This window comes from Agromyces sp. NPDC055661, assembly GCF_053618135.1.
In genome coordinates, this window is the sequence record NZ_JBSHHC010000002.1 from 636177 (window position 1) to 649184 (window position 13008).

General features: G+C 72.1%; 11 protein-coding genes and 1 riboswitch. Of the genes, 10 read left to right on the forward strand and 1 reads right to left on the reverse strand.

The genetic code is table 11. The features are described from left to right. Positions 1–29: 29 nt before the first annotated feature. The 6 genes from ligA to gatB are packed head-to-tail and all read left to right on the forward strand — an operon-like array spanning position 30 to position 8139. Positions 30–2381, forward strand: coding sequence for an NAD-dependent DNA ligase LigA (ligA, locus tag ACWGO8_RS16510; protein WP_452044090.1), 2352 nt, complete (start codon positions 30–32; stop codon positions 2379–2381). Between the two features lie 27 nt (positions 2382–2408). Further along, positions 2409–4223 (forward strand): alkaline phosphatase family protein, encoded by a 1815-nt coding sequence (locus ACWGO8_RS16515; protein WP_452044091.1) that lies wholly within the window; start codon positions 2409–2411, stop codon positions 4221–4223. A 43-nt stretch (positions 4224–4266) separates the two neighbouring features. After that, entirely contained in the window at positions 4267–4758 is a 492-nt protein-coding gene (locus ACWGO8_RS16520) for a carboxymuconolactone decarboxylase family protein (RefSeq protein WP_452044092.1), read from the forward strand. Positions 4759–4784: 26 nt separating this feature from the next. Continuing rightward, positions 4785–5087 (forward strand): Asp-tRNA(Asn)/Glu-tRNA(Gln) amidotransferase subunit GatC, encoded by a 303-nt coding sequence (gene gatC / locus ACWGO8_RS16525; RefSeq protein ID WP_376955005.1) that lies wholly within the window; start codon positions 4785–4787, stop codon positions 5085–5087. Next, on the forward strand, positions 5084–6616 hold the full coding sequence (gatA, locus tag ACWGO8_RS16530) for an Asp-tRNA(Asn)/Glu-tRNA(Gln) amidotransferase subunit GatA (protein ID WP_452044093.1): 1533 nt from the start codon (positions 5084–5086) through the stop codon (positions 6614–6616). Before gatC ends, gatA begins: the two co-directional genes overlap by 4 nt. Further along, positions 6616–8139: an Asp-tRNA(Asn)/Glu-tRNA(Gln) amidotransferase subunit GatB gene (gene gatB, locus ACWGO8_RS16535; RefSeq protein ID WP_452044094.1), complete on the forward strand. Its 1524-nt coding sequence runs from the start codon at positions 6616–6618 to the stop codon at positions 8137–8139. Before gatA ends, gatB begins: the two co-directional genes overlap by 1 nt. Before the next feature lie 89 nt (positions 8140–8228). Here the strand turns inward: gatB and ACWGO8_RS16540 are convergent, their stop codons facing one another. Further along, positions 8229–9527, reverse strand: coding sequence for an acyltransferase family protein (locus ACWGO8_RS16540; RefSeq protein WP_452044095.1), 1299 nt, complete (start codon positions 9525–9527; stop codon positions 8229–8231). Between the two features lie 193 nt (positions 9528–9720). Here ACWGO8_RS16540 and ACWGO8_RS16545 point away from each other — a divergent pair, with 193 nt between their 5' ends. The 4 genes from ACWGO8_RS16545 (at position 9721) to ACWGO8_RS16560 (ending at position 13008) form a co-directional block, all read left to right on the forward strand. Continuing rightward, positions 9721–10419, forward strand: a complete 699-nt coding sequence (locus ACWGO8_RS16545; protein ID WP_452044096.1) for a hypothetical protein — start codon at positions 9721–9723, stop codon at positions 10417–10419. 74 nt (positions 10420–10493) lie between these two features. Continuing rightward, entirely contained in the window at positions 10494–11783 is a 1290-nt protein-coding gene (locus ACWGO8_RS16550; protein ID WP_452044097.1) for a DNA polymerase IV, read from the forward strand. 30 nt (positions 11784–11813) lie between these two features. Further along, positions 11814–12176 carry a hypothetical protein gene (locus ACWGO8_RS16555; protein ID WP_376954998.1) on the forward strand — a complete coding sequence of 121 codons (363 nt, stop codon included), beginning with the start codon at positions 11814–11816 and terminating at the stop codon, positions 12174–12176. 55 nt (positions 12177–12231) lie between these two features. Then, a riboswitch (TPP riboswitch) is annotated at positions 12232–12341 on the forward strand. Positions 12342–12378: 37 nt separating this feature from the next. Next, positions 12379–13008, forward strand: a complete 630-nt coding sequence (locus ACWGO8_RS16560; protein ID WP_376954997.1) for an ECF transporter S component — start codon at positions 12379–12381, stop codon at positions 13006–13008.

Below are 13008 nucleotides of genomic sequence, written 5' to 3' on the forward strand. Positions count from 1 at the left end.
TTCCGATGCCGTCGGAGGGGCCTCCTAGGATGGCACCTGTGAGCGACATCCCAGCCGACTTCGAGACCGCCCGCGCCGAATCGGAGCAGCTCGCCGACCTCATCGACCGAGCGCGACTGGCCTACTACGGCGACGGCGACACGCCGTACTCCGACGCCGAGTACGACCTCGCGTTCCACCGACTCGAGGCGATCGAGCGCGCGTTCCCCGAGCTCGCCGGCCAAGACAGCCCGACGCAGCAGGTGGGCGCGGTCGTCGCGACCGCCGGCTTCCCCGAGCACGAGCACGCCGAGCGCATGCTCAGCCTCGACAACGTGTTCTCCGTCGACGAGTTCCGAGAGTGGGCCGTGAAGGTCGAGCGCGATGCCGGGCGGGCGGTGCACTGGCTCTGCGAGCTCAAGATCGACGGGCTCGCGATCAGCCTCGCCTACCGCGACGGCGTGCTCGAGACGGCGACCACGCGCGGCGACGGCCGCGTCGGCGAGGACATCACCGAGAACCTCGAGTTCATCCCGGCCATCCCGCGACGGCTCGAGGGCGAGGGGTTCCCGCCATTCTTCGAGGTGCGCGGCGAGGTCTTCCTGTCGACGGCCGACTTCGAGGAGCTGAACCGCCGCCAGCACGAACTGCAGGCGGCATACGAGGCGGAGGAGCTGGCCAAGGGCAAGCCCGAGGCGGCCATCAAGGTGCGCTACCCCGAGTTCGCGAACGCGCGGAACACGGCGGCGGGCAGCCTGCGCCAGCGACGGGAGCGCAAGAGCGCATTCGAGCTCGACCTGATGCGCGACCGGCTGGGGCGGCTCTCGCTCTACCTCCACGGCATCGGCGCCTGGGATCGCCCGCCCGTCGCGACGCAGTCCGAGATCTACGGGCTGCTCGCGCAGTGGGGTCTCCCCGTCTCGCCGTACGCGCGGGTGCTCGACTCCGTCGACGACGTCGCGGCGTTCATCGCGCACTGGGGCGAGCACCGCCACGACGTCGAGCACGAGATCGACGGCATCGTCGTCAAGGTCGACGAGCTCGCACTGCACGACGAGCTGGGCGCGACGAGCCGGGCTCCACGGTGGGCGATCGCCTACAAGTACCCGCCCGAGGAGGTGCACACGAAGCTCCTCGACATCGCGGTGGCCATCGGCCGCACCGGTCGCGCGACGCCGTACGCGATCATGGCGCCGGTCAAGGTCGCCGGTTCCACGGTGCGCCAGGCGACGCTGCACAACCAGGACGTCGTCAAGGCCAAGGGCGTCCTCATCGGCGACACGGTCGTGCTCCGCAAGGCGGGCGACGTCATCCCCGAGATCCTCGGCGCCGTCGAACAGCTTCGCGACGGCACCGAGCGCGAGTGGAGCATGCCCGCCGACTGCCCGGTGTGCGGCACGCCGCTCCGCCCCATGAAGGAGGGCGACATCGACCTCCGCTGCCCCAACGCGCGGTCGTGCCCCGCGCAGGTGCGCGGTCGGGTCGAGCACATCGGCTCCCGCGGCGCCCTCGACATCGAGGCGCTCGGCGAGGTCACCGCGGCCGCGCTCACGCAGCCCTCCGTCCCCACGACGCCGCCCCTCGAGACCGAGGCCCGGCTGTTCGACCTCACGCTCGACGAGCTCGTACCCATCCAGGTCGTCGTCCGCGACGCCGAGACGGGCGAGGTCAAGGTCGACGAGGCCACGGGCGAGCCGATCCGCCGCGCACCGTTCCAGAAGTGGGCGCCGGCGACCTACCCGCCCGGCACCGAGCACCTCGACGCGGCCGAGCGCCGCCGTGCCGGCATCCGCAAGACCCACCGCGAGCTGCTGCCATCGGGGGCAGCGACGAAGCTCCTCGAAGAGCTCGAGAAGGCCAAGACCAAGCCGCTGTGGCGGCTCCTCGTCTCGCTGAACATCCGGCACGTCGGTCCGGTCGCCGCCCGCGCGCTCGCCGACCACTTCGGGTCGCTCGACGCGATCCGCGAGGCGAGCGTGCAGGAGCTCTCCGACGTCGAAGGCGTCGGCGGCATCATCGCCGACTCGCTCACGGAGTGGTTCGACGTCGACTGGCACCGCGAGATCGTCGAGCGGTGGCAGGCGTCCGGTGTGCAGTTCCGTACCGAGGGCCATCCCGGACCCGGCGCGGCGGCCGCCGCCGCGGCCGACGGCGTGCTTGCGGGCCTCACCGTGGTCGCGACCGGCTCGCTCGAGGGCTTCACGCGCGAGGGCGCGCAGGAGGCTATCATCGCGGCAGGTGGCAAGGCGGCCTCGAGCGTGTCGAAGAACACCGACTTCGTGGCCGCCGGGCCCGGTGCCGGCTCCAAGCTCGCGAAGGCGGAGGAGCTCGGCATCCGCGTGCTCGACGCCGCGCAGTTCGCGCGGCTCGTGACCGAGGGGCCGGGCGCGCTCGACGCCTGAGCGGCGCGGAGCGGAGTGGGGGAGCGCGTGGGGGACGACGTCGAGCCGGAGTCGAGCGAGCCGGGCAGGTCCGACGAATCGGGCACGGGCGCAGATGCGGGGGCGGATGCCGCGGCCGATGCGCCGCGCGCCACGTCGCGTCGCGACTTCCTGAAGATCGGCGGCGCCGCGGCGGCGGGCGCCGTGGTCGGCGGTGGCATCGGCGCGGCCGTCGGAGCTTCGATCGGTCACCAGCTGGGCTTCGAGGAGGGCGTCGACGACTTCGTGCCGCTCACGGCCCGTCAGCAGGCCGGCTTCGACCACCTCGTCGTGCTCATGGGCGAGAACCGCTCGTTCGACAACCTGCTCGGCTGGCTCTACTCGCAGGACGACCTGCCCGCCGGTGAGACCTTCGAGGGCCTGGCCTTCGGCGACTACACGAACACGGCGCCCGACGGCACGGTCGTCGCGGTGCACGTGTACGAGGGCTCCACCGACGAGATCATGGGCCGACCGAACCCCGATCCGGGCGAGGAGTTCCCGCACGTCAACACGCAACTGTTCGACACGGTCGACCCGGCGACGAACGCCGAGCTCTTCGTCGAGTCGATGCAGGCGCCGTACAACGCGCCCGGGCGCGAGGCCGCCGCCGACATGTCGGGGTTCGTGCGCGACTACTGGATCAACTACATGCGGCTGAAGAAGGGCACGGCACCCACGATCGACGAGGCGAGCCAGATCATGGGCTCGTTCTCGCCGCCGATGCTGCCGGTGCTCTCGACCCTCGCCAAGAACTTCGCCGTCTACGACAACTGGTACTGCGCGGTGCCCTCGCAGACGTTCTGCAACCGGTCGTTCTTCCACGCCTCGACGTCGCACGGCTTCGTCACGAACAAGGCGGGCGGCGGCTACGACAAATGGCTCGACGCCCCAGCGACGCCCACGATCTTCAATCGCCTCGAGGAGGCGGGCGTCTCGTGGCGCGTCTACTTCGACGAGCTGCAGCTCGTCTCGTTCACCGGCGTGCTGCACGCGCCCGTGCTCGAGCCGTTCTGGAAGACCGAGCGGTTCGCGACCATGAGCCAGTTCTACGAGGACGTGAAGCTCGGCCGGCTCCCGGCGTATGCGTTCATCGAGCCGCGCATGACCTACAACCACAACGACTTCCACCCGCCGTTCGGTCGCCTCCGCGAAAGCGACGTCGACGGCGTCGAGGTCATCGACTCGGCGATCTCCGATGTACGCGCCGGCGAGGCGCTCGTGCACGAGGTCTACGAGGCGATCAAGCGCAGCGCGTCGCCCACGGGCTCGAACGCGCTCAACACCATGTTCCTCATCACGTTCGACGAGCACGGCGGCACGTACGACCATGTTCCGCCGCCCTCGGCGACGCCCCCGCACGAAGACAGCGAGGGCGAGATGGGCTTCGGGTTCGACCGGCTCGGATGCCGCGTGCCGGCGATCGCCGTCTCGGCCTACACCCGCGCGGGCACCGTCATCCACGACGAGATGCACCACGCCGCGGTCATCGCGACGCTCTCGCGGCTGCACGGACTGAAGCCGCTCACTCGACGCGACGTCGGCGCGAACAACCTCTTCAACGCGGTCAACCTCCGCGAGCCGCGGGCGCCGATCACCTGGCCGTCGACCACGCCGCAGTTCATCCCGCCGAACCCGCAGGCCGAGGCTCCGCATCCCGCGCACCAACACAAGGACAAGCCGCTGAGCCCGCCGGCCCGTGGCCTGCTCGGGCTGCTCCTCGCGAAGTACGGCGCGCCCGACGCCGAGGAGCCCGCCACCTACGCCGATGCCTACGAGATCCTCCACCGCTACGGCGAGGGGCTCTTCGGCAGGCCGAGCTGACGCGGCATCCGTCGACGGTCGACGCGCTGGGAGGAGACATCGCATGGCGATCCGGTTCGAGAACACCCGATTCGACTCCGACCTCACGGAGTTCGACGAGCTCGCCAGGGGGATGGCCGCGAAGTTCGGCTACACGGCCGAGCTGGGCCTCGACGCCCGACTCGCCGAGCTCCTGCGCCTCAGGGTCGCGCAGCTGGATCCCTGTTCGTACTGCCTCATCCTGCACACCGCGGCCGCGGAGCGCGTCGGCATCGACGCCGAGACGATCGCCCACCTGCCGAGCTGGCGCGAGAGCGCCGTGTTCACCGACGCCGAACGGGCCGCGCTCGCGTACTGCGAGGGGCTCACGACCTACGATCTGGCGGGGTTCCCCATCCTCCACGCGCAACTGGCCGCCCACTTCGAGGCGACGTCCATCGCGGAGATCGCCGCGGTCGTCATCAACATGAACGTCTGGACGCGGCTCAAGCTCGCGGAGGGAGCCGTTCCGGTGCCCGTCGCAGGGGAGGAGACGAGCCCCGATAGACTCGGGTGATCCCCATCCCGACACGACGGAGCAGCATGTCCGAAATCAGTGCGGAGCAGGTCGCCCACCTCGCGAACCTCGCACGCATCGCGCTCACCGAGGAAGAGATCGAGCACCTCACGGCGGAGCTCGGCCAGATCATGCAGGCGGTCGAGAAGGTGAGCGAGGTGGCCACGCCCGACGTGCCGCCGACGAGCCACCCGATCCCGATGCAGAACGTCTTCCGCGACGACGTCGTGGGCGACACCGTGCTGTCCGTCGAGCAGGCGCTCTCGGGTGCACCCGAGGCGGCCGACTCGCGCTTCGTGGTGTCGGCGATCCTGGGGGAGGAGCAGTGAGCGACCTCATCCGCCTGTCCGCCGCCGAGCTCGGCGCGCGCCTCGCCGCCGGCGACGTGTCGTCCGTCGAGGCGACGCAGGCCCACCTCGACCGCATCGGCGCCGTCGACGGCGCCGTGCACGCGTTCCTCCACGTCGACACCGAGCGCGCCCTCGCGACCGCCGCCGACATCGACCGCCGCCGCGCCGCGGGCGAGCCGCTCGGCGAGCTCGCCGGCGTGCCGATCGCGGTGAAGGACGTGCTCGTCACCGAGGGCATGCCCTCGACCGCGGGCTCCCGCATCCTCGAGGGCTGGGTGCCGCCGTACGACGCGACGCCCGTGCGCAAGGTGCGCGAGGCCGGCCTCGTGCCGCTCGGCAAGACCAACATGGACGAGTTCGCGATGGGCTCGTCGACCGAGCACTCGGCGTACGGCCCCACGCACAACCCGTGGGACCTCGAGCGCATCCCCGGCGGCTCGGGCGGCGGCTCGGCCGCCGCGGTGGCGAGCTTCGAGGCGCCGCTCGCGCTCGGCAGCGACACGGGCGGCTCGATCCGACAGCCGGCGCACGTCACCGGCACCGTGGGCGTGAAGCCGACGTACGGCGCGGTGAGCCGCTACGGCTCGATCGCGCTCGCGTCGTCGCTCGACCAGATCGGCCCGGTCACGCGCACCGTGCTCGACGCCGCGCTGCTGCACGACGTGATCGCGGGGCACGACCCGCACGACTCCACGTCCATCCCCACCGAGTGGCCGTCGATGGCCGAGGCCGTTCGGCGCGCGGATGTCTCGGGCCTCCGCATCGGCGTCGTCAAGGAGCTCGACTCCGACGGCTTCCAGGCGGGCGTGCGCCAGCGCTTCCACGAGGCGCTCGCCCTCCTCGAGCGCAACGGCGCCGAGATCGTCGAGGTCAGCGCCCCGAACTTCGAGTACTCCATCGCCGCGTACTACCTGATCCTCCCGGCCGAGGCGTCCTCGAACCTCGCCAAGTTCGACTCGGTCCGCTTCGGGCTCCGAGTCACCCCGAGCGGCGGCGGCACGGTCGAACAGGTCATGGCCGCCACGCGCGAGGCGGGCTTCGGCCCCGAGGTGAAGCGACGCATCATCCTCGGCACCTACGCCCTCTCGGCCGGATACTACGACGCCTACTACGGCAGCGCCCAGAAGGTGCGCACGCTCGTGCAGCGCGACTTCGACGCCGCCTTCGCGAACGTCGACGTGCTCGCGACGCCCACCGCGCCCACCACGGCGTTCAAGCTCGGCGAGAAGCTCGACGACCCGCTGGCGATGTACCTCAACGACGTCGCGACCATCCCGGCGAACCTCGCCGGCGTCCCGGGCATCTCGATCCCCTCGGGCATCGCGCCCGAGGACGGCCTGCCCGTCGGCATCCAGTTCCTCGCGCCGGCTCGCGAGGACGCACGGCTCTACAACGTCGGCGGCGCGCTCGAGCAGCTGCTGCTCGCCGAGTGGGGCGCCCCGATCCTCGAGAGCGCGCCCGACCTGTCCACCCATGAGATGCTCGCGAGCGAGGAGGGTGCCGTCTGATGGCCCGCGCCGACCTGATGGACTACGAGAAGGCCCTCGAGCTCTTCGAGCCGGTGATCGGCCTCGAGGTGCACGTCGAGCTGAACACCACGACGAAGATGTTCTCGCCGGCCCCGAACCCGGCGAACTCCGCCTTCCACGGCGCCGGGCCGAACACGCTCGTCGCCCCGGTCGACCTGGGGCTCCCCGGCTCGTTGCCGGTCGTGAACGGCGAGGCCGTGCGCTCATCGATCTCGCTGGGCCTCGCGCTCGGCTGCTCGATCGCGGAGTCGAGCCGCTTCGCGCGCAAGAACTACTTCTACCCCGACCTCGCGAAGAACTACCAGATCTCGCAGTACGACGAGCCCATCGCCTTCGAGGGCAGTGTCGAGGTCGAGCTGGAGGACGGCCGCGTCTTCCAGATCCCGATCGAGCGTGCGCACATGGAGGAGGACGCGGGCAAGCTCACGCACGTGGGCGGCGCCACCGGTCGCATCCACGGCGCGGAATACTCGCTCGTCGACTACAACCGCGCCGGCGTGCCGCTCGTCGAGATCGTGACGAAGCCGATCTTCGGCGCCGAGGCAGACGCGCCGCAGCTCGCGAAGGCATACGTCGCCACCATCCGCGACATCGCGATCGCGCTCGGCATCTCCGACGCGCGCATGGAGCGCGGCAACCTGCGCTGCGACGCGAACGTGTCGCTGCGCCCGCGCGGCTCCGAGAAGCTCGGCACCCGCACCGAGACGAAGAACGTGAACTCGTTCCGCTCGATCGAGCGCGCCGTGCGCTACGAGATCCAGCGGCAGGCCGCGATCCTCGCCGCGGGCGGCAGCATCACGCAGGAGACCCGGCACTGGCACGAGGACTCGGGCACCACGAGCCCGGGCCGCCCCAAGTCGGACGCCGACGACTACCGCTACTTCCCCGAGCCCGACCTGCTCCCGGTCGTGCCGTCGCGAGAGCTCGTCGAGGAGCTCCGGGCGGCCCTGCCCGAGCCGCCCGCAGCCCGCCGTCGTCGCCTGAAGGCCGAGTGGGGCTTCACCGACCTCGAGTTCCAGGACGTCGTGAACGGCGGCCTGCTCGTCGAGGTCGCGGAGACCGTCGCGGCGGGCGCCACGCCCGCCGCCGCACGCAAGTGGTGGACCGGCGAGCTCACCCGCCTCGCGAACGCGCAGGACACGGATGCCGCGTCGCTCGCGTCGCCCGCGCAGGTGGCCGAGCTGGCCGCGCTCGTCGACGCCGGCACGCTCACCGACCGGCTCGCCCGGCAGGTGCTCGAGGGCGTCGCAGCGGGTGAGGGATCGCCGCAGGAGATCGTCGAGGCCCGCGGGCTCGCGGTCGTGTCCGACGACGGCGCGCTCGTGGCCGCCATCGACGAGGCGCTCGCGTCGCAGCCCGACGTGCTCGCGAAGATCCGCGACGGCAAGGTGCAGGCCGCCGGTGCGGTCATCGGCGCGGTCATGAAGGCCATGCAGGGCAAGGCGGATGCCGCGCGCGTTCGCGAGCTCGTGCTCGAGCGCGCCTCGGCGACCGACGCGTAGCATCCGGCGACCCACCGGGCCATGCGCGCGGGCGACCGGGCGGTGCGCCCGGTCGCCCCGGCGCGAGCATGCCGGTGGGCGGCTCGCGCCTAGGGCGTGACCGCGCTCGGATCACGCTCGCGCGCCCCCGCCGGCAGTGGATTGAGCAGCAGCACGGCGCCCGTCAGCAGGAGGGCGCTGCACGCGGCGACCATGAAGTCGAGCCCCCAGACGAGCACGGCGAACGGCGGCAGCACCATGCAGGCGGACGCCAGCCCCGTCGCCCAGTCCGACGGGCGCTGCCTCGGCGGGGGCGACGGCCGTTCGAGCCGCCCGAGCACCGCGGAGATCCCGGCCAGCACGACGATCATGACGACGAGCACCCCCGGCCGGGTCAGCCACCACGCGGGTGATCCGGCGGGCGGTGCCGGCAGCGGGGTCAACAGCAGCAGGCCGATCACCAGCGCGAGCACGGGCACGTGCCAGAGGTACACGGTCATCAGCCGCGCGCCGACGACCGCGACCACGACCCGCACCGAGCGCACGGCGACGAGCTTCGTCAGCGCGGGATGCGCGAGCACGAGCAGGCAGGTCTGCCCGAGCGCGAGCGCGACGATCGCGAACGTCGGCGGATAGAGGTTGTCGAGCATGTTGCCCGGGTAGCCGAGGCCGACGAGCCCGAACAGCACGAGGTACGCGCCCGCGCCGATCGCGGCGATCGTCGCGGGGGAGCGCCGCGCGAACCAGCCGTCGGCGACCCAGAAGCCCAGTTGCTGGGCGAAGAGCCACACGAAGGTCATGTCGAGCAGGGCGAGCGCCTCGAACCCGGTGGCGAACCGCAGGACGTCGCAGGCCAGCGCCCCGACGGCGAGTGCGGCGAGCGTCCACCACGGCGCGCGGGCGTGGAACGTCGCGAGTCCGGGCAGGTACGCCTGCGCGAACGCGTACGCCGCGAGGAACCAGATCGGCGCCGAGATGCCGAGGCCGATGAGCCGGATCGAGACGGGGTCGACGCCCGTGAGGTGCATGGCCAGGATCCCGATCGCGAGGGCGGCGAACAGTGCGATCGATGGCCGGGCCAGCCGCAGGATGCGGGACCGGATGTAGTCGGAGGCCGTTCCGCCCGAGGCCTCGAGCCGTCGCCAGGCGCCGATCCCCGCGAACCCGCCGACCACGAAGAACAGCGGCATGATCTGCGCGATCCACGTCAGCGGCCCGATCCAGGGCGTCTCGAGCAGGGTGCGCTCGACGACGAGCCCGCGGCCGGGCACGATCGAGGCGCCGATCATCAGGAGGTGGCCGGCGACGACGAGCACCACGCAGAGCACCCGCACGAGGTCCATCGCGGGGTCGCGGGGCGTCCGATCGCGCGCGGAAGCGTCGGGATGCGTCACGCTCGACTCGGTCACGGCCCCTCCGACGTTGGCTGGCCTACGGCAAGTCTCGCACGATCGCGGGCGCGCAGCGCCAGGGGCGGACGGGCGAGTCGGTGGCGGATGCCGCGTGCCGGCGGCCCTGCTCAGCGGTATCCGCCGACTCACAGGTGACGTGATGCCGGCACCCATAGAGTGGTCGTCCGCTGAGACGATTGACGAGGACACCATGGGCTTCCTGGACCGACTGTTCGGCACCGACGACCGGGCGGAGCCGCCCGCCCGGCCCGTTCCGCCCGCACGCCAGCTCAGCGAGGACGAGCTGGCCGTCGAGCGCTATCGCTACCTGCTCCGCACCGCGCCGCCCGAGTCGATCGAGGCGGTGCACGCCGAGGCGTTCGCGAAGCTGTCGCCCGAGCAGCGCCGGCTCGTCTACCAGTCGCTGGCCGACCAGGCCCCGGCCGGTGAGCGACTCGTCTCCGACGAGCCGTCCGCGCTCGCCCGCGCGGCGACGCGGCAGGAGCTCCGCCAGCCCGGCAGCGTCGAGCGCGCCTTCGCGAACGCGGATGCCGCGGGCCGCCGCCAGGGCGCCACGGGTCCGTCGATGGGCGGCATGTTCGCGACCTCGATGCTCGGCACCGTCGCCGGCGTGGTCGTCGGATCGGCGATCGCGCAGGCGTTCCTGCCCGATCCGTCGAGCTTCGAGGCCGGGGCCGACGGCTCCGGCGAGGCGGGCGACTCGGGCGGCGACACCGGCGGCGACGCCGGCGGCGACGCATCGGGCGACGCGGGCGGGTACGACGGCGGCGGGTACGACGGCGGCGGGTTCGGCGGTGGCGACTTCGGCGGCGGCGGCGGCGATTTCGGCGGCGGCGGCGGCGATTTCGGCGGCGGCGGCGATTTCGGCGGCGGCGACTTCGGGTTCTGATCCGTGCCGATCGTCGGCCGGGTCGCGCGTTCGCGGGCCCGGCCGATGACGGCGGATGCCGCTAGGGTCGGGGCATGAGCAAGCAGGACGGCTCGTCGCGGCAGGTCACCACCGGCCCCGTCGACGATTCAGCGACCCCGATCCTGCACGTCGACATGGACGCGTTCTTCGTGTCCGTCGAGCTGCTCAAGCGCCCCGACCTGCGCGGCAAGCCGGTGCTCGTCGGCGGCACCGCCGGCCGCGGGGTGGTGTCTGCGGCAAGCTACGAGGCGCGGCGCTACGGCGTCAACTCCGCCATGCCCATGTCCGTGGCCCTGCAGCGCTGCCCGAACGCGATCGTGCTGCGCGGCGACTACTCGAGCTACGCGAGGTACTCGAAGCAGGTCATGCGCATCTTCGAGCAGCACACCCCGCTCGTCGAGCCGCTCTCGATCGACGAGGCGTTCCTCGACGTGTCGGGCGCGCGGCGCCTGCACGGCAGCCCGGCCGAGATCGCGTGGACGATCCGCGAACGGGTGCACGCCGAGACCGGCCTGACATGCTCGATCGGCGTCGCCGCCACCAAGTACGTCGCCAAGGTCGCGTCGAGCCGGGCCAAGCCCGACGGCATGCTCGTCGTGCCCGCGGCGCAGACCGTCGCGTTCCTGCATCCGCTGCCCGTCTCCGCGCTGTGGGGCGTCGGGCGGGTCACCGAGGAGTCGCTGCTCCGCCTCGGCCTGCGCACGGTGGGCGACGTCGCGGCCATGCCGCACGAGGCGCTCGAGCGCGCGGTCGGCCCCGCGCTCGCCGCCCGCCTCGGACAGCTCGCGAACGGCATCGACCCGCGCGACGTGCACACCACGCGCACCGAGAAGAGCATCGGCCACGAGAACACCTTCGACCACGACCTCGTCGATCCCGTCGAGATCCGGCGCGAGCTGCTCCGGCTCTCGAACAACGTCGCGGTCCGCCTGCGCAAGGGCGGGCTCGTCGGCCGCACGGTGACGCTCAAGCTGCGCTACGGCGACTTCCGCACGGTCACGCGTTCGCGCACGCTCGCCGAGCCGACGGATGTCGCGCGCCGCATCTACGACGAGGCATCCGACGCCCTGGGCGAGCTCATCGGCGACGGTGAGCGCGTGCGCCTCATCGGCGTGCGCGCCGAGCACCTCCGGCCCAGCGGCAGCGGCGCGATGCTGTGGGACCCCGACGAGGAGTGGCGCGACGCCGAGCGCACGATCGACGAGGTCACCGCGAAGTTCGGCACGGGCGCGGTGCGGCCCGCCGCGCTCGTCCGTCCGGGCGGCGATCGGCGACCCGAGCGACCCGCCCCCGGTGCCGACGACGACGATGCCGAGGCCGCAGCCGCGGGCTGGGGGTGGTAGGCCGCGGCATCCGCGAGTAGCGTGGCCCGCATGGCTGAACTCGTACTGGATCTGGCGGGGACCGTCTCGGGCGTCGGGGTGAAGACCTCCTACGGCGAGACGGTGGATGTCGAGGGCACGAAGGTCATCCCGGTGGCGCTCGGCGCGTACGGCTTCGGCGGCGGCAGCGGCAGTGGCAGCGGTGGGGGCAACGTCGGCAGGGAGCTGCAGGGCGAGGGCGAGGGCAGTGGCGGCGGAGGCGGCGGGGTATCCATTCCGCTCGGCGCATACGTCGGCAGCCGCGGCGAGGTCCGCTTCGAGCCGAACGTGATCGGCCTCCTGCTCGTGGCCACGCCGCTCGTCTGGGCCTCCGGCCGCGCCCTCAAGATGATCATCCGCGCGCTGAAGCACTGACCTGCGCCATCGGTCCCCCGGCGGCGACGTCGGGCTCCGCGTCGCGCGTATACTCGGTCTTGAACACGGGAGTCCGGTGAGCCGGGCTGAGAGGAAGGTTCTCAACCTTCGACCGTCGAACCTGATCTGGGTCATGCCAGCGCAGGGAGGGCAGCGCATCTCATATCCCGTGCCTCTTTCCACGAATCGAAAGGGCACGACAGTGCACGCAACCACCGCATCATCCGCTTCCACCGCGCGCACCGGCGAGCGTCGACTCCGCTGGCGGGTCGTCGACATCGTCGTCGCAAGCGTCATCGGCGTCGCCGTCGGCGTCGTCTTCTGGGCGTGGGGCGTCGTCTGGGGGCCGATCTCGGCTCCCATCGAGGCCCTGCTCCCGGGCCTGCAGGCCGCACCGGCGGCCGTGTGGCTCATCGCCGGCGTCCTCGGCGGACTCATCATCCGCAAGCCCGGCGCCGCGATCTACACCGAGCTCGTCGCGGCCGTGGTGTCCGCGCTCATCGGCAGCCAATGGGGCGGCCTGCTCACGATCGAGGCCGGACTCGTACAGGGTCTCGGCGCCGAGCTCGTCTTCGCGATCTTCCTGTACCGGAACTGGCGACTGCCGGTCGCGCTGCTGGCCGGCGCGGGCGCGGGCCTCGCGATGGCGATCAACGACCTGATCCTCTGGTACGCCGGTGCCGCGCCGACGTTCGCGATCGTCTACACGATCTCGGCGGTCGTCGGCGGCGCGGTCATCGCGGGCGGGCTGTCGTGGCTCGCCGTGCGCGGGCTCGCCAGGGCGGGCGCGCTCGACCGGTTCGCCGCGGGACGCGAGTTGCGGACGGTCTGA

Bases quoted from the DNA above. Each gene is read 5' to 3' on its own strand.
- gatC (WP_376955005.1), top strand. From the start codon at position 4,785: ATGTCCGAAATCAGTGCGGAGCAGGTCGCCCACCTCGCGAACCTCGCA.
- ACWGO8_RS16555 (WP_376954998.1), top strand. From the start codon at position 11,814: ATGGCTGAACTCGTACTGGATCTGGCGGGGACCGTCTCGGGCGTCGGG.
- gatB (WP_452044094.1), top strand. From the start codon at position 6,616: ATGGCCCGCGCCGACCTGATGGACTACGAGAAGGCCCTCGAGCTCTTC.
- ACWGO8_RS16545 (WP_452044096.1), top strand. From the start codon at position 9,721: ATGGGCTTCCTGGACCGACTGTTCGGCACCGACGACCGGGCGGAGCCG.
- ACWGO8_RS16550 (WP_452044097.1), top strand. From the start codon at position 10,494: ATGAGCAAGCAGGACGGCTCGTCGCGGCAGGTCACCACCGGCCCCGTC.
- ligA (WP_452044090.1), top strand. From the start codon at position 30: ATGGCACCTGTGAGCGACATCCCAGCCGACTTCGAGACCGCCCGCGCC.
- ACWGO8_RS16520 (WP_452044092.1), top strand. From the start codon at position 4,267: ATGGCGATCCGGTTCGAGAACACCCGATTCGACTCCGACCTCACGGAG.